The following is a 22,986-nucleotide window of genomic DNA, read 5'->3' as shown; positions in this document are numbered from 1 at the left end:
TTAGTGGCTGGCATGCCTGGGGTTTAGCTTGTATCCAGCACCCAATGGCGGAAGGCGCGCATGGGCTCTGTCAGGTGTCGGTGCTGTGGCGTCAAAAGCGATAGTTTTCCTCGGCTGGGTATGGTGAGTGGCAGTGCTTGAACAAGGTTGCCTTGTCGAAGCTCGGCATCTAAAAGCCGCATCCAGCCTAGGGTCACTCCCTGGCCGGCCAACGTAGCATTCATCAGCAGTTGGAAGCTGTTGGCGCGCAGCGTATGCAGGGGAGGCTGCCATTTCAGGCCTAGTTCACGGAACCATATTTCCCAGCTTAGCCAGTCGTGGTAATGATCTTCCACCACCATAAGTGTGTGATTCACCAGCAGATGCGCAGGCTCAATGCTATTGCCATGGCGTTCCAGGTAAATGGGGCTACAAACGGCTGCTACCCTTTCATGTTCAAAAATGGCGTCAGCTACAAGGCCCGGTGGATCAACTTCATTGGGCACATGGTAATAAATACCCAGGTCGAACTCCGCCAGGTCAAGGCGATGTGGGTCTTCTACCGTCAAGATGCGAATTTCGATGTTAGGGTACGCGCGCTGAAAGTCGGGCAATTGGCGCGCCAGCCAGATCGACGCAATGGTCGGGCTTGAGGCGAGGGTTAATTGTCTGTCGTCTCCACGTCGCCTGAGACGGGCAGTTTCATCGCCTAAATCGCGAAGAAGGCGTTGCACGACTCGAAAGTAGTGCTCTCCGGTTGGGGTGAGTCGCAGTCCTTCATGATGACGCTCGAAAAGTAGGCGCCCTAGGTCATGCTCAAGACGTTTGATTTGCCGACTAATCGCGCTTTGCGAGAGATTTAGCTCGTTTCCAGCTTGCGTGAAGCTACAGTATCGTGCGGCAACCTCAAAGGCGCGCAGGCAAGATAGCGGCGGTAAAGCATCACGCATGGATCAAGCCTTAAAACAGGGAGTCAGTGATTTCAAGCATACCACTGCCGAGCGGCGGCTGCTGCCCGGCCGGGTTGCAGAGGCTAGACGGCCGTACGAGGAATCTCTCGCTGCCACGATTTATCGCTCACCAGCTTATCGTCTTCATAAGCGTGCTGTTCGGCATTCAGGTAAAACATGTGTTCATCGCAGCGCAGGTGATAGCGGCTAAATACGGTGACGGCAAAGCTGTTTTTTTCTCCTTCACGGCGAGCGCGGTACACCCACTCGATATCTGCACGTGTCCGGGTAGCATCGTCAGGATGACTGGTATAAGTCTCCTTGGCGTACTGTTCAACCTGCAAGCCGTGTTCAAGAAACTGAATATCTCCCATGTCATCTTCAATGATGACGCTGACTTCGCCGCTGCCCACATCTTCGCTGATCGTGCGCTTGGGATGGCCGGTACGCAGTGTCTTCACAGGGCAGGGAGGGGCGCTTTCTGGCGGCTCGAAAGGCATGGAAATATAGGGCGCTTTGGATCGCGGTAGCTCTAGGCTAGGCGTACCTGCCTTGAGGGTCAGATCTGCGCGCTTTTTAGGCGACCACACTAATGGGAAGCTGGCGCTGGAGAGAGCAACCCTCAAACGGTGGCCTTTGGGCAACCGATAGCCAATAAGGTCCATGGCAAGCCTTACCTGCATGGGGTCACCAGGTATGGGAGGGGTAACTGTGCCCGCGTCGTCGCGCAAGTTTAGGTTAAGTGTCCCGTAGGTGATCAAGGCACTTTCACCGCTAGGTGATACGTCGCATAGGCGTGCGTGCAGTTGGCCGCACGCCTCGCTACTTGCCAGCGTCAGTGAAACGCAAGGCTGCCCCAGGATATCGAGCCCATGTGCATAAGGTTCGGAGTCAAATGTCAGTGACAGCGCATCGTCTCGGCGCTGGTCGGGTGGGAAGTCGGCTCCAAACCAGAGCGGAATGTACTCTCCCTGCAGTGCGCCAGTAGTAAGTGGCGATGCAATCAGTTGATCCTGGCTGAGGCGGGTGCTGGGTAAAAGGCCATGGTCACCCATGGTTAGGGTAATGGATTCACTCTCGTCGTCCGGGACTGGCCAGCCATGAGTGCGAACCCACTGTCCCGGCCGCTCCTTATACTTTGGAGCGGGCGGAACGCCATCCTGAAGGTAAAAGGTGCAGGTAGGTTCGTCCATTACGCCGGTCTCAATACCTTTGAGCCAGTAATCCCACCAGCGCAGCGCTTCTTGCAGAAAGCCAATCGCCGGATCAGGCAGTGAAAAGTGTGGATACTTGTGCATCCAAGGGCCCAGTAGCGCTTTTTTCGGGCATTGAAGATGCTCCATCATTCTAGGGATCGTATTGATATAGGAGTCGCCCCAGCCGCTTATCATGTAAACGGCCGCTTCGATGTCGGCATACTCCTCGCAGATAGAGCCATGCTTCCAATACTCATCGCGATGCTGGTGAGAGAGCCAAGTTTCAGCTAGCAGCGGCATATTATTGAGGCGAGACATCCACATATCGCGCCATTTGTCGCCAACCAGTGCGGGGTCTGGCACCGCCGCAGAAAAGCTTAGCATAGTGGCCGCCCAGCCTAGATTCTCCAGCAACATATTGCCGCCCTTGTAATGAATATCATCAGCGTAGCGGTCATCGGTTGAGCAGAGCGTGATGATGGCTTTGAGCGGTTCGGGGCGCAGGGCGGCTACTTGCAGGCTGTTAAAACCACCCCAGGATATTCCCATCATGCCGAGCTGGCCGTTACACCAAGGCTGGCTGGCAATCCACTTGATCACTTCAAGGGCATCTGCCTGCTCTTGAGGGGCGTACTCATCTTCCATCAAGCCATCTGATTCGCCGTTTCCACGCATGTCTACTCGAACGCAGGCATAGCCGTGACCAGCGAAGTAGGGATGGGTCAATTCATCACGAATTGCGGTGCCATCGCGTTTTCGGTAAGGGAGATATTCCAGGATGGCTGGAACGGGGTGTGCTTCAGCGTCAACCGGTAACCAGATGCGTGCAGCTAAGCGGGTATCGTCAGCCAGTGGGATCCAAATGTTGTCTATTTCGCGGGTGCGATGCGGAAAATCCTGCTTGATAATCATGAGTCACGCTTGTTGCTGGTGAGTGTTGGAACACGACTAAGTTGATCCGGATTTTTTAGCCAGACCCAAAGCGAACCGGTTGCCATCAGCACAATGAAAAGTGCGGGAAGTCCGCCCAGGTTAGACAGCATCTTGACGCCATCAATGCCGACAAAACTCACCATCACCCAGGCGACGATACCGACAATCACCCCCCAGGTTACTTTCATGGTAATACCTGCATTGAGGTCTGAATCAGCTGTCAGCCCACGGGTGCAGAGATTGCCAATGGCATCGGTTTGAGAGTCGGCAGCCGTCACATAAGAGATATACGCAATGAACAGCAGTACTGGTATCCATAGCCCTGAAAGGGGTAGCTGCTGGAACAGCTCATAAAGAACGTTTTCCACCCCGCGGTCATTGAGGATGGTGTAAAGATCGACCCCGGTGTGGGCTTGATAGTAAAGCGCAGTTCCAGAAAAGATTAGAATCCAGACACTGGCGAATAGTGCGGGGTAGAGTAGGTTGACGCGAAGAAACTCTCGCACGGTGTAGCCGCAGGATATCTTACCGAGAAACAGGGCGGCGACGGGAGCCCAGGAGAACCAAACGGCCCAATAAAATATTGACCACCATTGTGGCCACTGATCTTCCCCCGCCGTGCCGGTAAACAGACTCTTAGTGAAAAAGTTATCGATGAATACACCAAACGACTCGACCCCGAGAGCCAGGCTGAAAATGGTGGGGCCTGCGATGAAAGCGAACACACCCAGAATAAGCAGCAGGACAGCATTAAGTGATGAAAATCGAGCAATGCCTTTTTGCAGCCCGCTGGCGGCAGAAAGAACGAACGTGGTCACGATAATGGCAACGATAACGCCAAGCCGTAGAGGGCTGGTTTCGCCACCCATGTATTGGCCTACGCCGCCCGCAAGCGTCAGGGCGCCTGTGCCCAGCGAAGAAGCCATGCCGGCTACCAGGGCGTAGAGAGAAACCGCATCAATAAGTCCTGCAAAGCGTCTGATTCCTGGGCCGAAAAGTGGCTCCAACATGCTGGAAATAGAGAAGCGAAGACGCAGGTTGTAAAACGCTAGGGCAAAGATCAATGCAGGTACGGCATAAATAGCGTAAGGCGTGAACGTCCAATGTAAAAACATGGTCGACATCGCAAACACCATGGCATCGCTTGAACCAGCTTCCAGCCCACTTGAGCTGGGAGGGCTCATGAAATGATAAAGCGGTTCGGCGGTGGTCCAAAATAAAACGCCGACGGCCAAGGTGGTGCAAAGGGTGATTGAGAACCAGCGTAAAGGTGATAAAAGAGGCTTTGCGGAAGAACCCCCAATACGAACATGGCCGATTGGAGAGAAATAAACGATAACCGCCATAATGAGAAGGTAAAGGCTACCTAGACTGAACAGCCATGAAAAATTATTCAGGATTGCTTCATTTAGTCCACTCGCAACGGCTAGAAAGGCCTCTAAATTGATATAGCTGGCAATGACTGCAGCAAATAGAACAAGAAATGTTGGCCAGAAGACCAACGGTCGCAGCGATTTCATCGGCATACCGTTTTCCCTTTATCGTTATTGCTATGCATGAACTTCATGGCATAACAACCTAACGTCATTCCAATCCTGATATAAAGCGAAGACTCGGAATGGGGGTATGCGCTGAATGCATGGGCCGCCGATGGATTAGCAGGTCATTAAAGACAGCAAACGCTTGGAGTTAAAATCTAAGATATGCGCGATCAGGAAGCCAGGATTTGAGGCGACTTAAATCCGGTGGAGATAAAGGGATGTATAGGAGATAAAAAAGGGGGGTAGTGAGAGTGGCAGAAAATCTGAAGATACTATGATGATGCGGACTGGCCCATGTAAGTCATGGTGCCCAGGAGAGGACTTGAACCTCCACGTCCATACGGACACTAGCACCTGAAGCTAGCGCGTCTACCAATTCCGCCACCTGGGCGCATCATCTAACGCTTGGATTAACTACTTACTGTTTGTGTTCGTATGGTGCCCAGGAGAGGACTTGAACCTCCACGTCCATACAGACACTAGCACCTGAAGCTAGCGCGTCTACCAATTCCGCCACCTGGGCGAACACAAACCTTGCCTTGCTTAACACCGTACTGCTTATACCAATAGATAGCATAAAAGCAGTTTGGTGCCCAGAAGAGGACTTGAACCTCCACGTCCATACGGACACTAGCACCTGAAGCTAGCGCGTCTACCAATTCCGCCATCTGGGCAAGTGGCGCGTATAATACCGGGGTGATGGTTAAATGCAAGACCCCTAACGTGCTTTTTATAACGCAAATTGTATAAACAACGTCTAAGACGGTTGGGTGATTGAACGTGCAGCGCTATACTGCGCCTATGACTAAACAAAACCCTATTCATTTCAGCCTATCAAGCGTTGAAATATCCAGCCCGCAACGCAACGCGTTTGCGCCTTTTTTATGCCTCTCGCAAATGACGCCATCAAGGATGTTGATCGCATGAAGTATTGGACGTTAAGTGATGATCCGCACGCCGAGCGCGAGGCGCATAAATATGGCAACCCAGCGCCAAGCCGGGAGTATTTGCTTGCAGCCTTAGAAAGCTATGGCAAGCCGATCACTCACGAAAATATGAGCCGCATGCTGGGGCTGGAAGACGAAGAACTTATAGAAGCCGTCAGGCGCCGCTTGGCGGCGATGGAACGCGACGGTCAGGTGCTGCGTGACCGGCGAGGCGCCTATGCGCTGATCGACAAGCTCGATCTGGTCAAAGGCAAGGTGCTGGGGCACCGAGACGGCTTTGGTTTTCTGCTGCGCGATGATGGCAAAAAGCCAGACCTGGTATTGCCCCCGCGCCAAATGCGCCGTGTTTTTCACGGTGACCACGTGCTGGCGCGCATTAGCGGACGCGATCGCCGTGGTCGTGATGAGGCGACCATTGCCGATGTGATTGCACGCAACACGCAAACTATCGTCGGAGTTTACCGTAGTAATACGCCTGAGTTTGGCATTCTAATACCGGAAAATCCGCGTATCACTCAGGAAGTGATTATTCCTCATAGCGCCTGCGGTGGCGCGAAAGATGGCCAGGTGATCTCGGCCAAAATCGTTCAGCAGCCGGCCACCCGTGTACAGCCGGTAGGTGAGGTAATCGAAGTGCTGGGTGAGCGTATGGATCCCGGTATGGAAATTGATATTGCGATTCGCAGTTACGATATTCCTGCAGAATTCCCGCCTGAAGTGCTCGACCAGATCGCCGGCATTTCAGCTGAAGTGTTGGAAGAGGATAAGCAGCACCGCGTTGACCTGCGTGACGTGCCGCTGGTTACCATTGACGATGAGTCTGCCAAAGACTTCGATGATGCTGTGTGTGCTTGGAAAACCAAATCCGGTAGTTGGAAACTGCTCGTCGCCATCGCGGACGTTTCCCACTATGTACGCCCAGGCACGCCGTTGGACGACGAAGGCCGCACACGGGGCAACTCGGTCTACTTCCCAGGTCAAGTGGTTCCCATGCTACCGGAACTGCTGTCCAACGGGCTCTGTTCGCTGAACCCACACGTGGATCGGCTGGTGCTGGTGTGCGAGATGAATATTTCGCAAACCGGTGCGATTAGCCGCTACCGCTTCTACGAAGCCGTCATGAACTCCCACGCTCGCCTGACCTATAACAAGGTGGCCGCGATTCTCGACGATAAGAGCGAAGACGGTGAGGCGCTAAGGGCAGAGCACAGTGAGCTAGTTAAGCCGCTGAAAAATCTGGAAGAGCTTTACTACTTGTTGCGCGAAGCGCGTGCCGAGCGTGGTGCGATCGATTTTGACACCACTGAAACAGCAATCATCTTTAACGATGAGCGCAAAATCGAAAAAATCGTTCCACGTAGCCGTAACAATGCTCACAAGTTAATTGAAGAGTGCATGCTGGCGGCCAACGTGGCGACTGCGCGCTTCCTGGATAAGCATGATTTGCCAGCGCTTTACCGTATCCATGAGCGCCCGACGCCGGAGCGGCTTGATAAGCTGCGCCTGTTCTTGAATGAGTTAGGTCTTGCTGTCGGCGGCGGTGATATGCCCACTCCGCAGGACTACCAGGCACTACGTGAAACGATTGCCGACCGCCCTGACTTCGATATCATTCAGACGGTCATGCTGCGCTCAATGAATCAGGCGGTCTACTCACCGCAAAACGAAGGCCACTTTGGCTTGGCCTACCAAGCCTACGCCCACTTTACCTCGCCGATTCGCCGCTATCCCGACCTGCTGGTACACCGCGCTATTCGTTCGGTGATCCGCGGTCCGCGCCAGACCAACACGGTGTTGCGCGTAGAAGGTGCGCCGGTTGAGCCGCCCAGCAAGTGGTGTCCGTATACCTTCGAGCAGATGCTTGAACTGGGTGAACACTGCTCAATGACTGAGCGCCGTGCCGACGAGGCCACTCGTGATGTAGAGAGCTGGCTGAAGTGCGAGTTTATGTCCGACAAGCTCGGCGAGATGTTCGAAGGTACCATCGCCTCCGTCACTCAGTTCGGTCTGTTTGTGCGTCTGGATGAGTTCTACGTGGAAGGCTTGGTTCACGTGACGTCGCTGCCTTCGGATTATTACCACTACGAAGCTGAGAAGCACCGTCTTAAAGGTGAGCGCACCGGCACGACCTACCGTTTGGGTGATGGTCTTACCGTCCAAGTGGCGCGTGTCGATATGGACGATCGTAAGATTGACTTTGGGCTGGGTGATGAAAAGCCGCGCCCACGCCGCCAGCCGCGTAAGAGCCGCGGTGGGGAAGGGGGCGCTGGTGCTAAAGGTGGTGGTGCTAAGGCATCTGGTAACAAACCATCCAATAGCGAGAAGCCTGCTACGCGTCGCGGCCCACGCCGTACGCGAAATGGCCCACGCAAACCATCACCGAATAAGGGCTGAGTATGAAGTCGGCGTCTTCACGGCGGGGTCCCAAGACCCCTGATGGTTTGGATCAGGTATATGGCGTTCATGCATTGCAAAGCCTGTTAGACAGAGGCGAAGCGCCCCGAGAGCTTTGGGTGCAGCAGGGGGCAGGGAGCCGCTTAAAAGAGCTGATTACCCAGGCCCAGGCGCATGGTGCTCGAGTAAAAGAGCAGCCCCGGGATTTGCTTGATCAGCTAACCCAGGGGGCGGCTCATCAGGGAGTGGTGGCGTTTTGTCCGCCGTTAACTCCTGAAGGTGAAGAGTCGCTCTGGCTTAAGCTACGCGCCTGGCCCTCGAATACACCACCGCTGTTGCTGATTTTGGATGGCGTGACAGATGTGCATAACTTTGGTGCCTGCCTGCGTAGCGCGGATGCCGCCGGTGCCCACGGCGTGATTGTGGCGAAAGATAAAGCCGCACCGCTCAATGCAACGGTGCGTAAAGTCGCTTGTGGCGCCGCCGAAGTGGTGCCGGTTTATCAAGTGACTAACCTGGCTCGCACCCTGGCCAAGCTAAAAGATGCCGGTGTCTGGATAACCGGTACGGCTGGCGAAGCTGAGGCCAGCGTTTTTGACATTGATATGACCGGCCCCACCGCGCTGGTGATGGGAGCGGAAGGCAAGGGCATGCGGCGCTTGACTCGCGAAGCCTGCGATAATCTTGCCAAGCTTCCCATGGCGGGGGAGGTCTCTAGCCTTAATGTCTCGGTGGCTACTGGTATTTGCCTGTTCGAGGCTGTCCGTCAGCGCCAGCTTGCAAGTTAACCGCCGTGCTACTAAGATACACGCGCCCGTTTGTCTGCAAGCGGGTGTTAGCTGTCGTTGAAGTATTAGCTTTTGCTGAAATGAAAAGTTCTGTTTGATGCCCCTGTGGCCGCCTAGCGCGGTGGCGGAGCACTTCAGTTAACTCCTTGCTTCCCTGTCGTCGTTTATTGCGTTAAGCAATGGCACACAAAGGAAGCTGTCAAACCGCAAGGAGATCCCATGCGTCATTACGAAATCGTGTTTATGGTCCACCCGGATCAAAGCGAGCAGGTGCCGGCAATGGTCGAGCGCTACACCAGCATCGTTACCGAAAACAGCGGCACTGTGCATCGTCTAGAAGATTGGGGCCGTCGTCACTTGGCTTACCCGATCAACAAGATCCACAAAGCCCACTACGTGCTGATGAACGTTGAATGTAGCGGCGAGACTCTCGACGAGATCGAGAACATCTTCCGTTACAACGACGCCATTATCCGCAGCCTGGTTGTTCGCTGCAAAGAAGCTGTTACTGAAGCTTCCCCGATGATGAAACCGGCAGAAGAAAAACGTCCGCGTCGCGAAGAAAAACCGCGCGCTGAAGAAGAAGAAACTGCCTGATTTTATTCACTGCACGTTTTAAGGAGCTAGTCCATGGCACGTTTTTTCCGTCGCCGTAAGTTTTGCCGCTTCACCGCTGAAGGCATCAAGCAGATCGATTACAAAGATCTGGACACGCTGAAGGCTTACATCACCGAAACCGGCAAGATCGTTCCAAGCCGTATTACCGGCACCAAAGCACGCTATCAGCGTCAGTTGGCGACCGCTATCAAGCGTTCGCGTTATCTGGCACTGCTGCCCTACTCCGATAGCCACCAGTAAGCGTTTAACGTGATGCTGGCACTAGCCCGATGGCTAATGCGGGGCACGCCTTACGCTGCAGGCGGGGCGGCCTTGGCAACGCTAGTGCCTTGGCTGTTCTGGTTAGGAGCAGCCATCGCTGCGTTGATGACGCTGCGCAGAGGTTTTGCCCCTGCGCTACCGGTCATCATCGCCGCAGCACTACCAGCCGGTTGGTGGTGGGCTCAGGGTGATGTGATTCCGCTTGCTAGCATACTGCTGGTTACGCTGATGGCCGTTATCCTGCGCGAGAGGATGCGTTGGGGAGAAACCTTGATTGTGGGGACGTTGGTCGCCTCTGTCATGGTTCAACTCGGCATCTTCAGTCCGCCAGGTGGCACTGAGCTAATGCTTGAGCAGTTGCGAGAAGGTTCAGAAGAAGTGGATCGCATGCTCACGGAATTTGCCAATCAAGGCTACGATACTCAAACCATTGCCGCACTGGTGGTGGGTGGAGTAACCGGGCTTGTGGTGCTGTTGGCAGCCATAGTGTGCTTGGCACTTGCGCGGAGTTGGCAAGCTGGGTTGTACAACCCAGGTGGCTTTCGCGAAGAGTTTCACGCACTGCGCTTGACCCCTAAAGAACTGGCCGTGCTGGTCGTCATTGGGGTGATAGGTATGCTGCTAGGCGCTCATGCGCTGGCGATGCTTGGTTGGATTCCGCTGTTGGTAGCTGGCGTTGCGTTAGTGCACGGGTTTATTGGAATAAAGGGGATGAACGGGCTGTGGCTGGTAGCATTTTATGTGCTACTGATCACGACCTGGCCCACGATTCTCATTGTGCTGCTGTTGGGGCTGATTGATACATTCGCGAACGTTCGCGCACGCCTTGCCCGCAGCAACTGACAAGAGGTTTACGAGATGGAAGTCATTCTGCTCGACAACATTGGTAAGCTGGGCGGCCTGGGTGACAAGGTCACCGTGAAGCCTGGTTATGGTCGTAACTACTTGGTGCCTTACGGCTTAGCCGTACCGGCCACCAAAGACAACATCGAAGCGTTTGAAGCACAGCGTGCTGAGCTCGAAGCGCAAGCCGCTGAGCGTAAGGCAGAAGCCGAAGCGCGCGCTGAGCAGCTAAACGACATCGAACTGTCTTTGGTTTCCAAAGCAGGCGATGAAGGCAAGCTGTTTGGTTCTATTGGTCCGCGTGACCTGGCCGACGCGATTTCCTCTGCTGGCATCGATATTGCCAAAAGCGAAGTCCGCATGCCAAATGGCCCAATTCGTCAAACTGGCGAATACGACATCACTCTTCACTTGCACGCTGAAGTGGATGCCGTTGTACGCGTAGTGGTAGTTGCAGAGTAATTGAGCGAGTAGTTAAGTTAGTAACGACGTAAAGTCGTTACTAACGGCAGCTAATACAGCTGCCTCAAAAGGCGCGGGGTTTCTCCCGCGCCTTTTGTTTTTCCGGGTATCCGCTAGTTCTGGATATTCGCTATTTTTTGGGCGTTGCCAAAACTATCCAGCCCATCCCCCGCTGGGTATTTTAAGACAACGCCTTGATCATGTTGGTAGTCGCACCGCATGCGGCTAAGATAAGCATCTTCACCGGCTACGCAGTAGTGTTTAAAGGAGCTCGCTATGCAGGACCAGCCTTCTGCTGATACAGAAACGGCAGCGCTAAAACTGCCGCCGCATTCATTAGAGGCGGAGCAGTCGGTACTAGGCGGGCTCATGCTAGACAACCAGGCCTGGGATAACGTTTCAGAGCGGTTGGTCGCTGATGACTTCTACCGCTATGAGCACCGTTTGGTGTTCAACGTGATGATTCATCTGGCTGAAGCCGGTCAGCCGCTGGATGTGGTGACGCTTTCTGAAGCGCTGGAAGCGCGTGATCACTTGGATACCGTAGGCGGCCTGGCGTTTTTGGCAGAGCTTGCTCGTAACACGCCCTCTGCCAGTAATATTCGCGCCTATGCTGATATCGTGCGTGAGCGGGCAACGCTGCGCAAGCTGATCCGTGCGGCTAATCAAATTGCCGATAGTGCCTTTACTCCCCAGGGGCGCCCGGCTGATGAATTGCTTAACGAAGCCGAGCGGTTAGTGTTCCAGATTGCCGAGGAGCGCCCCAAAACGGGCGGCCCCATTGGCATGAGCGATCTATTGACCAAGGCGGTGGATCGTATTGATGAGCTGTTTAATCTGAAAGGTGAAATGACCGGGCTTTCCACTGGTTTTCGTGATCTGGATGAAATGACCACCGGGTTGCAGCCATCCGATATGGTGGTCATCGCCGGTCGACCCTCGATGGGTAAAACGACCTTCGCTATGAACCTGGTTGAACATGCGGTGATTTCCAGCGACAAGCCAGTCATGGTGTTCTCCATGGAGATGCCCGCAGAGTCGCTCATGCTGAGGATGCTGTCTTCCCTGGGCCGAATCGATCAAACCCGTGTGCGTACCGGGCAACTGGAGGACGAGGATTGGCCGCGTTTAACCTCAGCGGTTAATCTGCTCAAAGACAAACAGCTGTTTATCGACGACACCGCGGCCTTGTCGCCTAACGAAATGCGCTCAAGGTTGCGCCGTGTGGTGCGTGAACATGGCAATATCGCACTGGTCATGATCGATTATCTTCAGTTGATGCAGATCCCTGGCTTTAGCGAAAACCGCACCGGTGAGATTTCCGAGATTTCGCGCTCCTTGAAGGGGTTGGCGAAAGAGTTTAACTGCCCTGTGGTGGCTCTTTCTCAGTTGAACCGCTCCTTGGAGCAGCGCCCCAACAAACGCCCGGTTATGTCGGATCTGAGGGAATCTGGTGCGATCGAGCAGGATGCCGACGTCATTGCCTTCGTTTATCGCGATGAGGTCTATAATCCAGATAATCCCGACAATCAGGGGATTGCTGAGTTAATTATCGGTAAGCAGCGTAATGGTCCTATCGGCACGGTGCATATGGCCTTTATCGGCAAATATACCCGCTTTGAGGATTTGGCCCCGGATAGTTACGGCCAAGCGTTCGGCGACTAAGTTAATGATGACTGGTTTGTGATGACAGGCTAGTGATAAGTAGCTTGAGGATGGGGGGCGAGTTCGTATAATGCCTCACCCACGATATGTAAAAACGGGAGCAGCAAATGGCAGGTGGATTTCGGCGCGGTAACCGGCAGCGTCTTCCTAAGTTAGAAGGTCGCGGTGAGCTAGAGGCGATAGAGCGCGAAGGCCCTTTTAAAGAGTGGCTAGGTATGCCGGATCTTTATCGCTACCATTTAGTGGTCGCAGGCGAGAAGTATAGTTACCAGACTGAAGATGGTGAGCTGCCTGTGACGGTGGGAGATAAGGTCGTGTTCCGCTACAAAGAGACTAAAGGCGGCAACTGGATTGACCGCAATTCGCTTGGCAAAGCGATCGACCCCTCTGAATATCAATAATCAATTGATATCTTGACCTTCCGGTCAGGAACTCTCTTGCACTATTGACCTCCTAGCTATTAATGTCTAGTTATTGCTTGTTGTCATTACATTGCAATGACGGGGCAACAGAAGTGTCATGGGGTACAGTCATGCTGTGCCCTGATGACATGCCGTCTGACATAACGTATGAAATAGCCAAATAATAGGAGGGAACCATGGAACTTAAGGATCTTAAGCAGTTTGTCGCCAATCACGACAATTTTGAAATTCGCGTGATTACCCATTCGGGCAGCCGTTTTTATCAGGTTGAGCTGGAAGACGTTGAAGGCGAGCGTCATATGCTGACGCAGCGTACCAAGCCAATGCTGTTTCGCTCGCTAGATGATGCCTATATGGATCTCAAGCGCGCCGGGATTCATCGCGCTTACCTAGTACAGCATGTGCCCCACGATGAAGTGATAGGCCGCGACGCGCACTATAGTGAGCCGCTCACATCGCGTATGCCGCTTGTTTTTTAACGCTGCTCTCACCCATCAACGTTTAGTCTGACGCTTTTCCCACCACTGCCCAAGCCGAATTCGGCGACGGGCAAAAAATCGGTAACCGGCATTCATTATGCCGTGTACTCCCGGTAAGCACGAAAACCTCACCAGCCGCCGATAGCCCAACACTGCATAGAGGGCACGGCTGGCATCCATGCCGATGTACCATCTCCCTTGACTATCACGCAGGTGCAACTGGCCCATCATGGCGTTAAATTCTTGCCCATACGCCTGAGCGTTAAAATCACGGGCCTGAATATCTATCAGCGCGATGTGTTCCCGATGGCGATGCTTTTCCAGCCACGCGACTTCCTGTTGGCAAAAGGGGCAGTGACCATCGTGAAATAGCGTAACTGGCGGTGCAGCATGTAGTGGCGTGTAGCGGCTCATGGTGACTCCTGGTTGGTATTGGCCGAATAACCTGCTGTGTGGCAGGGCTGCCCGTAGCCAGGCGATGTTTCCAATTGATCCAAAAAGTGCTCAGCCTGTTGGCGGATAGCCTCGCGCTTCTCGTCGGCCATGCGGTTGAGGGAGCCGTAAATCAGCTTCATGCGAGGGGTCTTACTCAGGCGCTCAGCGTTGGTTTCGAGAAAGTGCCAGTAAAGGCTGTTGAAAGGGCAGGCTTTTGGCCCCGTGACCTGCTTGGGTGAGTAACGGCAGTGCTGACAATGGTCGGACATTTTGTCGATATACTTGCCCGACGCACAGTAGGGCTTTGAGCCCATTAAGCCGCCGTCGGCATGGAGCACCATCCCTAGGGTGTTAGGCAGCTCTACCCACTCACTGGCATCTGCATAAACCGCTAAGTACCAGTCGCATAGCGCCTCAGGTTTAACTCCGCATAGTAAGGCGAAATTGCCTGTCACCATCAGTCGTTGAATATGGTGGGCGTAGCTATTGTCGATGGTCATCTGAATAGCGCGCTGCAAGCAGCGCATATCGGTATCCGCGTCCCAGTAAAACGCTGGCAGGTCGCGCTCAAAACCTAGCTGATTAGACCCTTTGTAGCTGGGCATCTGCGTCCAGTAGAGCCCTCGCACATACTCACGCCAGCCAAGAATTTGGCGGATAAACCCTTCCACGGCGTTGATCGACACGTCACCGCCATAGTAACGCTGCTCGGCGGCTTCGCAGACTTCATGGGGCGACAGCAGGCCGATGTTCATCGCAGCTGAGAGGCGCGAGTGATACAAATAAGGTGCAGAGTCACTGATTGCGTCTTGATAGCGGCCAAAATCAGCCAATCCATGGTCTATAAAATGGTGTAAATCCACCAGCGCTTGTCGACGAGTGACAGGCAGGTTGAAATTATCCAGAGACCCCATATGGTCGCCAAAATGGCGCTTGGCATCGTTTAGCGCTTCTTGGGTGATCGCATCCTGACGATGTTGAGGTAGCTCAGGGAAATCCAGTTTGGCTTTGATAGGCTGGCGATTGTCGTGGTCAAAATTCCATTTGCCGCCAACGGGCTCGTCGCCCTCCATCAAGTACCCGGTACGTTTGCGCTGTTCTCGGTAAAAGTACTCAAGGCGCAGCTGTTTGCGTCCGCTTGCCCATTGGCTAAAGTCATCGGGTGTGGTGAAAAAGCGCTCATCCTCAAGTAGTCGCCACGGAATCGTTGCGTTTTCGCGCTGCTGCATCGTCTCCCATAGCCGCCATTCGCCAGGTCGGGCAACGCGTATCTCATTGCAGCCGTACTGTTGCGCGATGCGTTCGGCTTCCTCAATAAGGGAGTGGCAATTATCTGCATCATCCAGCGCGCTGTAGTGCACTTGAAAGCCTTTTTCGCGCAGTGCCTGGGCAAAGTGACGCATGGCAGCCAAAAAGAGGCCAATTTTATGGATATGATGGGGAACATAGCGCGCTTCCTCGCCAACTTCGCACAGGGCAACCACGGCATTGGCGGGCGCGTCTTGCAGCGTTGTGAGTGAAAACGAGAGCTGGTCGCCGAGCACCAAAAGCAAAGGCTTGGACATGAGTTAGCCTGTAATTATACAAATGATGCCGATAGTATAACTTTATACCGCCACTTTGCCGAAAAGTGATAGGATTTAATCAATTGATAGAGGTACTGAGCACCATCGTTATTTTTCAGGAGCATGAGTAATGACCGAGAATGTCGTCAAGGATCAGCCGGGCGAGGGCCGCTTGGCCCATGCACCCAGCGATCATCCACCAGTAGCGCGCGCCAAGGTGGGTGTTGTGCTGGCAAACCTGGGAACCCCGGATGCCACCGACTACTGGTCAATGCGTCGTTACCTTAATGAGTTTCTTTCTGATAAGCGTGTGGTCGACTATGCCGGTTGGAAATGGCAGCCGTTGCTACAGCTGATTATTTTGACCAAGCGTCCGTTCTCATCGGGCAAGGCCTACCGGGGAATCTGGAATAACGAGAAAAACGAAAGCCCGCTGCTAACAACGACGCGTGCCCAGACCGAGAAGATGACCGCACGGTTAAAGGCGCTTTATGGTGATGATGTCGAGGTCGATTTCTGCATGCGCTACGGTAACCCCTCGACGGAAAGCGTGCTAACGCGATTAAAAGAGAAGGGTTGCGAGCGAATCGTGTTTTTTCCGCTCTATCCTCAATACGGTTCGCCCACCACGGCGACGGCGAATGATCAGGCGTTTCGCACCCTGATGAAGATGAAGTGGCAGCCTTATATACGTACGGTGCCCGCTTATTTTGAACATCCTGCCTACCTTCAGGCGTTGGCCAACTCAGTGCAAGAAGCCTACGACGGTTTCTCGACCCGGCCGACCAAGCTGGTTGCCAGCTACCATGGCGTTCCCGAGCGCTACCTGATGGAGGGTGATCCTTACCACTGTCAGTGCCAGAAAACGACGCGCCTGCTTCGCGAGAAACTTGGTTTTAGCAAAGAGGAAGTGGATACCGCTTTCCAGTCGCAGTTTGGCCCCGAGAAATGGGTCGGCCCGCAAACCGTTAAGCATGTGGCCAAACTCGCCGAGCAGGGACATAAACACATTGCGATTATGTCGCCTGCCTTCTCTTCCGACTGTGTTGAAACCTTGGAAGAGATCGAAGAGGAGATCCGCGATAGCTTTATGGAAGCGGGTGGCGAAACGTTCAGCTATATACCTTGCCTGAATGATCGCGATGACCACATTGAGGCACTGTTAGCAGTCATCAACAATGAATTAGCAGGATGGCTATCGGCCCCAAACCCTAGTGTTTAGCTAGCTACTCGTCATAACTGAAAGCTAATAGCAGCCGCCCTGCGAAATTAATCGCTGAGCGGCTGTTTGCGTTTAAGCGTTTGACTGGTCAGTCAAAACTGCCTGTTATATGGTGTACAACTTTAGAATCACTATTATTCAACGCTGGCATATCATTGGCAAAGCAAGGTGTCTAACCGCTAGCGGCTGTCTTGGTGGTGAGCCTTTCGTTTTTCAGGAGGTTTCGCTTGATACAATTTGCCGTGTTAATGGGTTTCGTACTGGCGGCGCTCTCGCCAATGTTAAACCACTGGTTCGGCCAGCGTGCCAGCCTGGTTCTGGCTCTATTTCCTGCCGGATTGGCGGCGTGGTTGGCACTTCAAGCCCCTGAGGTCATTGAGAACGGTAGCCTACTTTTAGAGTGGCAGTGGGTGCCTTCTCTGGGAATCAGTCTTACCTTCCTGTTGGACGGTCTATCGTTGCTCTTTGGGCTATTGATTACCGTTATGGGGGCCTGCGTGCTGGTATATGCCGGCGGCTACCTTAAAGATCATCCTGATCTTGCCCGGTTTCACATCGCCTTGCTCGCCTTCATGGTGTCGATGCTGGGGCTGGTACTAGCTGACGGCCTATTAACGCTATTCGTTTTTTGGGAATTGACCAGCATTACCTCCTATTTGCTGATTGGTTTTAACCACGCTGATATCAATGCACGTAAATCAGCGCGGCAGGGCTTATTCGTTACCGTGGCGGGTGGGTTAGCATTAATGGCTGGGCTGGTGCTGCTAGGGATTGCCAGTGGTAGCTGGTCGCTGGCGGAGATTCTCGATCAGGAGGCTGACCTGCGTGAACATGCACTCTACACGCCGATGCTGATCTGTTTACTACTGGGTGCTTTCACCAAATCGGCTCAGTTTCCGTTTCACTTTTGGTTACCCAACGCCATGGCCGCGCCGACTCCGGTTTCGGCTTACCTGCACTCGGCCACCATGGTGAAAGCGGGTATTTATCTGCTGGCGCGCTTACACCCGGAGCTGGGTGGCACTGCGATGTGGGTTGGCGTTCTTTCCGTGGTCGGCGCAACCACTATGCTGGTGGGTGCGTTTTTAGCGATTCATCACACCAATATCAAAAAGCTGCTCGCTTACTCGACCATTATGGCGCTGGGCACGCTGACGATGCTATTGGGCATCGGCACCGAGTACGCGATGACCGCGTTTGTTACCTTCCTGCTCGCGCACTCGCTGTATAAAGGGGCGCTGTTTATGGTCGCCGGTATTCTCGATCATGAGACCGGCACGAAAGATGTCACCCAGATGGGCGGGTTACGCTCAGTGATGCCGCTGACTGCCACCATTGCGTTGGTGGCTGCGCTTTCGCTTGCCGGTGTGCCGCCGCTACTCGGTTTTATCGGTAAAGAACTGATGCTTGAATCAGTTCTCGGTGCCGATAGCTTCCGAACACTACTGGTGCTGTTCGCCTTTCTGGCATCTATTTTAACTATCGCCGTTGCTTTCATTGTGGCGCTACGTCCTTTTTACGGTAAGCGTCACCAAACCCCGCTTGAACCACATGAAGCTCCGCCTGGTATGCTGCTTGGGCCCGCGTTGCTCGCACTAGGGTCGCTCCTGTTAGGCTTGATGCCCGCTGTGCTGGGTGCTGATGCGTTGTTAACGGCAACCGCCACTGCTATATCCGGGCAAACAGTAGAAGTGGCGCTGTCGCTTTGGTATGGCATTAACGTCGCGTTGATAATGTCGATCGTTAGCCTTGGTTTAGGCTTTTTGCTGTTTAGGCGTTGGGACAGCGTGCGTGGCAAGCTCTCTGTATTGGCACCGGTGATGCGCCATGGCCCCGAGGCTGGGTATGAAAGCATGATGAATGGCATTGTGCACTTCTCAGAGTGGCAAACTCGGCTGCTCCAAAACGGCTATATGCGTAACTACATTTTAGTGATGTTAGCGACGCTTATTGCACTGATCGGTAATTCAATTCTATTACGCCATTCGCCTGTGTTTGCCGTTGACCTGGATGTGCGTTTTCACGAGGTAGTCGTGGCTGGCACTATGGTGATGGGGGCACTGTTTGCGACCATTTCTCGATCGCGGCTGGGGGCAGTGGTTTCCGTGGGCATCATGGGTTTTTCCATTGCATTGATTTTTGTTCTGTTCAGTGCGCCAGATTTAGCGATTACCCAACTGCTGGTAGAGACCTTAACGGTTATTTTGCTGGTACTGGTGCTGTTTCGCCTGCCACGCTTCTCGAATCTTTCCACCAGCTTGGAGCGCATACGCGACGGCGTGGTGGCCGCTATGGTGGGTATCTTGATCTGCCTACTGATTATGACCTCCTGGAGCATTCAACAGTTTGAGCCCATTTCGACCTACATGATTGAGAACAGCGCGCCTTTGGCGTATGGCCGCAACATCGTTAACGTCATTTTGGTCGACTACCGTGCCCTGGATACCTTAGGTGAGATGTTCGTGTTAGCGCTTGCCGCCATCGGCGTGATCGCCATGTTAAAGCTACGCAATAACACCAAAACCACCGACAGCAGTAAAGTAGCTGCCAAGGAGCCTTACGATGGTTAAGTCAGGCACGATTATTCTTAATACCGCCGCACGGTTTTTAATGCCGCTGCAACTGATGTTTTCTATTTTCCTATTGCTGCGAGGGCATGACGAGCCGGGCGGAGGATTTATTGCCGGCTTGGTAGCGGCAGGGGCGTTTACGCTGTATCTGTTTGCCTTTGGTGTAAGTGCCACCAAAGAAGTGCTGCGCATGGTCGACCCCCGAGACCTGATTGGGGTTGGGCTATTGCTGGGAATGATCTCGGTAGTGCCTGCCTGGTTTATGGGGCAGCCATTTCTGACAGCCCAGTGGTGGACTATCCCGGTTATCGACTTTAAAGCTTCCACGCCGCTGATTTTCGATGTAGGCGTCTATTTTGCTGTGCTGGGTTCGGTCACCGGCATGGTGATGACGCTTATGGAGGTCGACAAGGATGAACCTTGAGTTAACAGGAGGCACAGCATGGAACCATTAATGGCAGTGGCGATTGGCCTGCTGTATGCGACGGCTATTTTTATGATGTTGCGTCGTTCTATCGTCAAACTGGTGATTGGTCTGATGCTGCTCTCTAATGCCGCCAATTTACTGATTTTTACCACGGCGGGCATGACCCGTGGAGCACCTCCGCTTATCCCTGAGGGGATGATGCTGCCGCCCAGCGGGGTAGCCGACCCCTTACCCCAAGCGGTTGTGCTGACGGCCATTGTGATTGCCTTTGGGGTGCTTGCCTTTGCCGTGGTATTGATTCGACGCGCCTACGAAGTCGTTAAGGCTGATGATCTCGATAAGATGAAGGATACTGATACGTGAGGCCTGAAGTTGCTCTTCCCGTCCTCTTGCCCCTGCTAACCGGGGCAGTCTCCTTGTTGTTTTGGCGCGCGCGCCCCATGCAGCGCTTTTTGGCGGTGGCAGGTAATGTTGCGCTACTCATGGTTAGCCTGTGGCTGTTTGTATCTACGTTGTCAGATGGCTATGTCACCATGCAAATGGGTAGCTGGCCAGCTCCCTTCGGGATTACCTTAATAGCCGATCTGTTAAGTGCGGTGATGGTGTTAATGACGGCTATTATCGGTTTGGCAATGGGTGTTTACTCGCTGGCCACCACTGGCCGCGGCCACGAAAAATTTGGCTACTATCCGTTAATGCACCTGCTGCTCGCCGGGGTGATGGGGGCCTTCTTAACCGGCGATATCTTTAACCTCTATGTATGGTTTGAGGTAATGCTGGTGGCCTCTTTTGCGCTGCTGATTCTGGGGGGAGAACGCGCGCAGATGGAAGGGGCGATTAAGTACGTCACCTTGAACCTGTTGGCATCGGTCATCTTCCTGACCGCGGTGGGGCTACTCTATGGCATGGTGGGTACACTCAACATGGCCGACATTGCGTTGCGCATGGATGAGGCAGAGCACACCGGTATGGTGGAAGTGCTGGCGGTCATGTTTATGGTGGCCTTCGGCATCAAAGCCGCCGCCTTTCCGCTATTTTTCTGGCTGCCAGCCTCGTATCACACCCCACCGGTCGCTGTTTCGGCGCTGTTTGCCGGGTTGCTCACCAAGGTGGGGGTGTATGCGATGTTCCGTGTCTTTACCCTGATGTTCGATCAAACCATGGGCTATCTCCAGGAGATTATGCTCTGGGGTGCTGCCTTCACTATGGTAACAGGCGTGCTCGGTGCCGCCGCCCAGCATGAGTTTAGGCGAATCTTGTCGTTTCATATCGTCAGCCAGATTGGCTATATGATCTTAGGCTTAGCTCTTTACACACCTTTGGCGATCGCCGGTGGCGTGTTTGCCATCGTGCATAACATGGTGGTGAAGACCAATCTCTTCTTGATCAGTGGTATCACCCACCGTTTGCAGGGAACCTACCAGCTTAAAAAAATGGGCGGGCTGTACCGAGATCGCCCTTGGCTTGCCGTGGCGTTCTTTCTTTCTGCATTCTCGCTGGCGGGGGTGCCGCCGCTGTCAGGCTTTTTTGCCAAATTCGTGATTGTGCGTGCAGGCCTGGAAGTTGAAGCCTATGTGGTGACCGGCATTGCACTGGCGGTGGGATTGATGACGCTTTATTCCATGGTGAAAATTTGGAATGAAGTGTTTTGGAAGTCGTTACCCGAAGATAACGACGTGCCTGCGACTGCCACGCCAACTGGTGACGACGGTCGTCTGTTAAAGCCTAGCCTGTGGATGATGTATTCGCCCGTTATGGTGTTGGCGTTATTTTCTCTGCTCATTGGTGTGCTTGCAGAACCTATTATGTGGGTGATGATGGGTATTGGTGATCAACTGTTTGAACCTTCGGGGTACATCGAAGCCGTATTGGGTGCTTCAGCCAGTGCAGACGATGTTCTGCTGCAGCCAACGGGGGCGGCAGAAGATCAACCTGAGGCGGACGCCGGGGAGACAGCGCGATGACCGGAGCCATTTGGAACCTACTGCTAGGCCTTGCTTGGGTACTGTTAAGCGGTGATTTTAGCGGCTTAAACCTCCTTGTCGGGCTAATATTTGGCTACATTACGCTGATACTCATCGAACCTCAGCTTGATTCCCTAAAAGGCTATCCTGCGCGAGTACCGCGTTTTATCGGCTTTATTGGTTTTTTTCTAAAAGAACTTGTTCAAGCCAACTTGCGTGTCGCTTTTGATATTGTCACCCCCCCTTGGCATATGAAGCCTGGGGTCATTGCGATGCCGCTTTCCGCGCGTACCGAAATGGAAATTACTCTGGTAGCCAATCTGATTTCATTGACACCAGGAACGTTGAGCCTGGATGTATCAGATGACCGTAAAGTCTTGTATATCCACGCGATGTTTTTAGACAATGAAGAGGAGCTACGGCGCAACTTAAAAGAGATGGAGCACCGGGCTTTGGAGCTATTTCGCTAATGGATACCGTCATTTTAATAAGCCAAGTCATCATGAGCCTGGCGCTTATCTTTACTTTTGTGCGTGTAGTGCGCGGGCCGAGTTTGCCTGATCGGGTGGTGGCGTTAGAGCTTTTTTCTACCACCGTGGTGGGATTGGTCGGGGTTTATGCCATCAAGTCTGACGTGGCTAGCTTTCTGGATGCCGCCATTGTGATCGCATTAATGGGGTTCTTAGCGGCAATTGCGTTTGCGCGCTTTTTGGAAAGGGGAGGCCCAAGGGATGATTGATTTCATAAAGGGCGCGTTAATCATTGGTGGTGCACTATTTATACTGCTTGCCTCAGTCGGATTGCTGCGGTTGCCCGATTTGTTAACCCGCATGCATGCCACTACCAAGGCCGCGGCGTTAGGCGTTATCTTAATTATGTTGGCAGCGGCCATGCACTTTGCTGAAGTGGGGATCGTGGCCCGCTCATTTGCCATCATCGTGTTTATCCTGATGACCGCCCCCGTGGCGGCCCACGTGATTGGCCGTGCCGGGTACTTTGTTGGCTCGAAGCTGTGGAGCGGTACCGTAAAGGATGAGTTGCGCCCGAACTATGATCCCTTAACCCATGAGCTTAAAAGCGGCCTGGAAACCCAGGAAAACGCCAAGCGCCAACCCCGCGAGACTGACCCTGACTAGGCTTGACTAGAGCAAACCACAGCGTAGTAGCCATTGAATAACCGCTGCTAAGCCACCTTCGGGTGGTTTTTTTGCGTCTGGAGATGGGGTGTATTAAGACACTAGTAATTAGTTCGCCCTTAACAAATAATGTACAATAAAAAATCATGTACAATAATTGTACTGTATAAGATAATGCGTTCATGTTTC

At 53.4% G+C, this 22,986-nt stretch carries 22 protein-coding genes and 3 tRNA genes; 17 read left to right on the top strand and 8 right to left on the bottom strand.

Features of this window, described 5'->3' with window-relative positions; all coding sequences use genetic code 11:
* Window positions 1-23 precede the first annotated feature (23 nt).
* The 6 genes from RO22_RS09025 to RO22_RS09000 all read right to left on the bottom strand — a co-directional run bounded on the left by RO22_RS09025 (window position 24) and on the right by RO22_RS09000 (window position 5,273).
* The gene (locus RO22_RS09025; protein ID WP_027960140.1) at window positions 24-929 is read right to left on the bottom strand and encodes a LysR substrate-binding domain-containing protein; all 906 of its coding nucleotides are present in this window, start codon (window positions 927-929) and stop codon (window positions 24-26) included.
* A gap of 83 nt (window positions 930-1,012) precedes the next feature.
* A complete protein-coding gene (locus tag RO22_RS09020) occupies window positions 1,013-3,037 on the bottom strand; it encodes a CocE/NonD family hydrolase (protein WP_041158162.1) in 2,025 nt (674 codons plus the stop codon).
* Window positions 3,034-4,584, bottom strand: a complete 1,551-nt coding sequence (locus RO22_RS09015; RefSeq protein WP_052475581.1) for a BCCT family transporter — start codon at window positions 4,582-4,584, stop codon at window positions 3,034-3,036. Before RO22_RS09015 ends, RO22_RS09020 begins: the two co-directional genes overlap by 4 nt.
* Window positions 4,585-4,903: 319 nt before the next feature.
* Window positions 4,904-4,990, bottom strand: a tRNA-Leu gene (locus tag RO22_RS09010).
* A 45-nt stretch (window positions 4,991-5,035) separates the two neighbouring features.
* Window positions 5,036-5,122 (bottom strand) — tRNA-Leu (locus RO22_RS09005).
* Window positions 5,123-5,186: 64 nt separating this feature from the next.
* Window positions 5,187-5,273, bottom strand: a tRNA-Leu gene (locus RO22_RS09000).
* 249 nt (window positions 5,274-5,522) lie between these two features.
* Here RO22_RS09000 and rnr point away from each other — a divergent pair.
* From rnr to RO22_RS08955, 9 genes are all read left to right on the top strand, one after another.
* The gene (gene rnr, locus RO22_RS08995; RefSeq protein WP_027960143.1) at window positions 5,523-7,940 is read left to right on the top strand and encodes a ribonuclease R; all 2,418 of its coding nucleotides are present in this window, start codon (window positions 5,523-5,525) and stop codon (window positions 7,938-7,940) included.
* A 2-nt stretch (window positions 7,941-7,942) separates the two neighbouring features.
* Complete coding sequence (rlmB, locus tag RO22_RS08990; RefSeq protein WP_009287665.1) at window positions 7,943-8,728, top strand: 23S rRNA (guanosine(2251)-2'-O)-methyltransferase RlmB; 786 nt, start codon at window positions 7,943-7,945, stop codon at window positions 8,726-8,728.
* A gap of 219 nt (window positions 8,729-8,947) precedes the next feature.
* Window positions 8,948-9,325, top strand: a complete 378-nt coding sequence (gene rpsF, locus RO22_RS08985; RefSeq protein WP_007113338.1) for a 30S ribosomal protein S6 — start codon at window positions 8,948-8,950, stop codon at window positions 9,323-9,325.
* Between the two features lie 33 nt (window positions 9,326-9,358).
* Window positions 9,359-9,586: a 30S ribosomal protein S18 gene (gene rpsR, locus RO22_RS08980; protein WP_008958980.1), complete on the top strand. Its 228-nt coding sequence runs from the start codon at window positions 9,359-9,361 to the stop codon at window positions 9,584-9,586.
* 12 nt (window positions 9,587-9,598) lie between these two features.
* A complete protein-coding gene (locus tag RO22_RS08975) occupies window positions 9,599-10,450 on the top strand; it encodes a hypothetical protein (RefSeq protein ID WP_027960144.1) in 852 nt (283 codons plus the stop codon).
* 15 nt (window positions 10,451-10,465) lie between these two features.
* Complete coding sequence (gene rplI / locus RO22_RS08970) at window positions 10,466-10,912, top strand: 50S ribosomal protein L9 (protein ID WP_022522724.1); 447 nt, start codon at window positions 10,466-10,468, stop codon at window positions 10,910-10,912.
* A 276-nt stretch (window positions 10,913-11,188) separates the two neighbouring features.
* Window positions 11,189-12,577, top strand: coding sequence for a replicative DNA helicase (gene dnaB, locus RO22_RS08965; RefSeq protein WP_009287667.1), 1,389 nt, complete (start codon window positions 11,189-11,191; stop codon window positions 12,575-12,577).
* A 107-nt stretch (window positions 12,578-12,684) separates the two neighbouring features.
* Window positions 12,685-12,978: a hypothetical protein gene (locus RO22_RS08960; RefSeq protein ID WP_022522725.1), complete on the top strand. Its 294-nt coding sequence runs from the start codon at window positions 12,685-12,687 to the stop codon at window positions 12,976-12,978.
* Window positions 12,979-13,175: 197 nt separating this feature from the next.
* Complete coding sequence (locus RO22_RS08955; protein WP_027960145.1) at window positions 13,176-13,478, top strand: DUF6482 family protein; 303 nt, start codon at window positions 13,176-13,178, stop codon at window positions 13,476-13,478.
* A gap of 15 nt (window positions 13,479-13,493) precedes the next feature.
* Here RO22_RS08955 and RO22_RS08950 read toward each other — a convergent pair whose 3' ends face one another.
* Window positions 13,494-13,892, bottom strand: coding sequence for a thiol-disulfide oxidoreductase DCC family protein (locus tag RO22_RS08950; RefSeq protein WP_039859690.1), 399 nt, complete (start codon window positions 13,890-13,892; stop codon window positions 13,494-13,496).
* Complete coding sequence (locus tag RO22_RS08945; RefSeq protein WP_009287668.1) at window positions 13,889-15,478, bottom strand: cryptochrome/photolyase family protein; 1,590 nt, start codon at window positions 15,476-15,478, stop codon at window positions 13,889-13,891. The genes RO22_RS08950 and RO22_RS08945 overlap by 4 nt, the downstream gene beginning before the upstream one ends.
* A 130-nt stretch (window positions 15,479-15,608) precedes the next feature.
* Between RO22_RS08945 and hemH the strand changes: the two genes are divergently transcribed.
* The 8 genes from hemH to mnhG all read left to right on the top strand — a co-directional run bounded on the left by hemH (window position 15,609) and on the right by mnhG (window position 22,797).
* Window positions 15,609-16,700: a ferrochelatase gene (gene hemH, locus RO22_RS08940; RefSeq protein WP_009287669.1), complete on the top strand. Its 1,092-nt coding sequence runs from the start codon at window positions 15,609-15,611 to the stop codon at window positions 16,698-16,700.
* A 230-nt stretch (window positions 16,701-16,930) separates the two neighbouring features.
* A complete protein-coding gene (locus RO22_RS08935) occupies window positions 16,931-19,270 on the top strand; it encodes a putative monovalent cation/H+ antiporter subunit A (protein WP_041158301.1) in 2,340 nt (779 codons plus the stop codon).
* The gene (locus RO22_RS08930; protein WP_022522731.1) at window positions 19,263-19,694 is read left to right on the top strand and encodes a Na+/H+ antiporter subunit B; all 432 of its coding nucleotides are present in this window, start codon (window positions 19,263-19,265) and stop codon (window positions 19,692-19,694) included. The genes RO22_RS08935 and RO22_RS08930 overlap by 8 nt, the downstream gene beginning before the upstream one ends.
* Window positions 19,695-19,712: 18 nt before the next feature.
* A complete protein-coding gene (locus tag RO22_RS08925; protein ID WP_022522732.1) occupies window positions 19,713-20,060 on the top strand; it encodes a Na+/H+ antiporter subunit C in 348 nt (115 codons plus the stop codon).
* Window positions 20,057-21,661, top strand: a complete 1,605-nt coding sequence (locus RO22_RS08920; RefSeq protein WP_009287671.1) for a Na+/H+ antiporter subunit D — start codon at window positions 20,057-20,059, stop codon at window positions 21,659-21,661. The genes RO22_RS08925 and RO22_RS08920 overlap by 4 nt, the downstream gene beginning before the upstream one ends.
* Window positions 21,658-22,131, top strand: a complete 474-nt coding sequence (locus RO22_RS08915; RefSeq protein WP_022522734.1) for a Na+/H+ antiporter subunit E — start codon at window positions 21,658-21,660, stop codon at window positions 22,129-22,131. Before RO22_RS08920 ends, RO22_RS08915 begins: the two co-directional genes overlap by 4 nt.
* Window positions 22,131-22,400: a monovalent cation/H+ antiporter complex subunit F gene (locus tag RO22_RS08910; RefSeq protein WP_022522735.1), complete on the top strand. Its 270-nt coding sequence runs from the start codon at window positions 22,131-22,133 to the stop codon at window positions 22,398-22,400. Before RO22_RS08915 ends, RO22_RS08910 begins: the two co-directional genes overlap by 1 nt.
* Window positions 22,393-22,797 carry a monovalent cation/H(+) antiporter subunit G gene (gene mnhG / locus RO22_RS08905; protein ID WP_007113321.1) on the top strand — a complete coding sequence of 135 codons (405 nt, stop codon included), beginning with the start codon at window positions 22,393-22,395 and terminating at the stop codon, window positions 22,795-22,797. The genes RO22_RS08910 and mnhG overlap by 8 nt, the downstream gene beginning before the upstream one ends.
* Window positions 22,798-22,986 lie beyond the last annotated feature (189 nt).

Source organism: Halomonas sp. KHS3 (assembly GCF_000830495.1).
Taxonomy (GTDB): Bacteria; Pseudomonadota; Gammaproteobacteria; order Pseudomonadales; family Halomonadaceae; genus Vreelandella; species Vreelandella titanicae.
This window is presented reverse-complemented; position numbering and strand designations above follow the sequence as displayed.

Bases quoted from the DNA above. Each gene is read 5' to 3' on its own strand.
- RO22_RS09025 (WP_027960140.1), bottom strand. From the start codon at position 929: ATGCGTGATGCTTTACCGCCGCTATCTTGCCTGCGCGCCTTTGAGGTT.
- RO22_RS09020 (WP_041158162.1), bottom strand. From the start codon at position 3,037: ATGATTATCAAGCAGGATTTTCCGCATCGCACCCGCGAAATAGACAAC.
- RO22_RS09015 (WP_052475581.1), bottom strand. From the start codon at position 4,584: ATGCCGATGAAATCGCTGCGACCGTTGGTCTTCTGGCCAACATTTCTT.
- rnr (WP_027960143.1), top strand. From the start codon at position 5,523: ATGAAGTATTGGACGTTAAGTGATGATCCGCACGCCGAGCGCGAGGCG.
- rlmB (WP_009287665.1), top strand. From the start codon at position 7,943: ATGAAGTCGGCGTCTTCACGGCGGGGTCCCAAGACCCCTGATGGTTTG.
- rpsF (WP_007113338.1), top strand. From the start codon at position 8,948: ATGCGTCATTACGAAATCGTGTTTATGGTCCACCCGGATCAAAGCGAG.
- rpsR (WP_008958980.1), top strand. From the start codon at position 9,359: ATGGCACGTTTTTTCCGTCGCCGTAAGTTTTGCCGCTTCACCGCTGAA.
- RO22_RS08975 (WP_027960144.1), top strand. From the start codon at position 9,599: ATGCTGGCACTAGCCCGATGGCTAATGCGGGGCACGCCTTACGCTGCA.
- rplI (WP_022522724.1), top strand. From the start codon at position 10,466: ATGGAAGTCATTCTGCTCGACAACATTGGTAAGCTGGGCGGCCTGGGT.
- dnaB (WP_009287667.1), top strand. From the start codon at position 11,189: ATGCAGGACCAGCCTTCTGCTGATACAGAAACGGCAGCGCTAAAACTG.
- RO22_RS08960 (WP_022522725.1), top strand. From the start codon at position 12,685: ATGGCAGGTGGATTTCGGCGCGGTAACCGGCAGCGTCTTCCTAAGTTA.
- RO22_RS08955 (WP_027960145.1), top strand. From the start codon at position 13,176: ATGGAACTTAAGGATCTTAAGCAGTTTGTCGCCAATCACGACAATTTT.
- RO22_RS08950 (WP_039859690.1), bottom strand. From the start codon at position 13,892: ATGAGCCGCTACACGCCACTACATGCTGCACCGCCAGTTACGCTATTT.
- RO22_RS08945 (WP_009287668.1), bottom strand. From the start codon at position 15,478: ATGTCCAAGCCTTTGCTTTTGGTGCTCGGCGACCAGCTCTCGTTTTCA.
- hemH (WP_009287669.1), top strand. From the start codon at position 15,609: ATGACCGAGAATGTCGTCAAGGATCAGCCGGGCGAGGGCCGCTTGGCC.
- RO22_RS08930 (WP_022522731.1), top strand. From the start codon at position 19,263: ATGGTTAAGTCAGGCACGATTATTCTTAATACCGCCGCACGGTTTTTA.
- RO22_RS08925 (WP_022522732.1), top strand. From the start codon at position 19,713: ATGGAACCATTAATGGCAGTGGCGATTGGCCTGCTGTATGCGACGGCT.
- RO22_RS08915 (WP_022522734.1), top strand. From the start codon at position 21,658: ATGACCGGAGCCATTTGGAACCTACTGCTAGGCCTTGCTTGGGTACTG.
- RO22_RS08910 (WP_022522735.1), top strand. From the start codon at position 22,131: ATGGATACCGTCATTTTAATAAGCCAAGTCATCATGAGCCTGGCGCTT.
- mnhG (WP_007113321.1), top strand. From the start codon at position 22,393: ATGATTGATTTCATAAAGGGCGCGTTAATCATTGGTGGTGCACTATTT.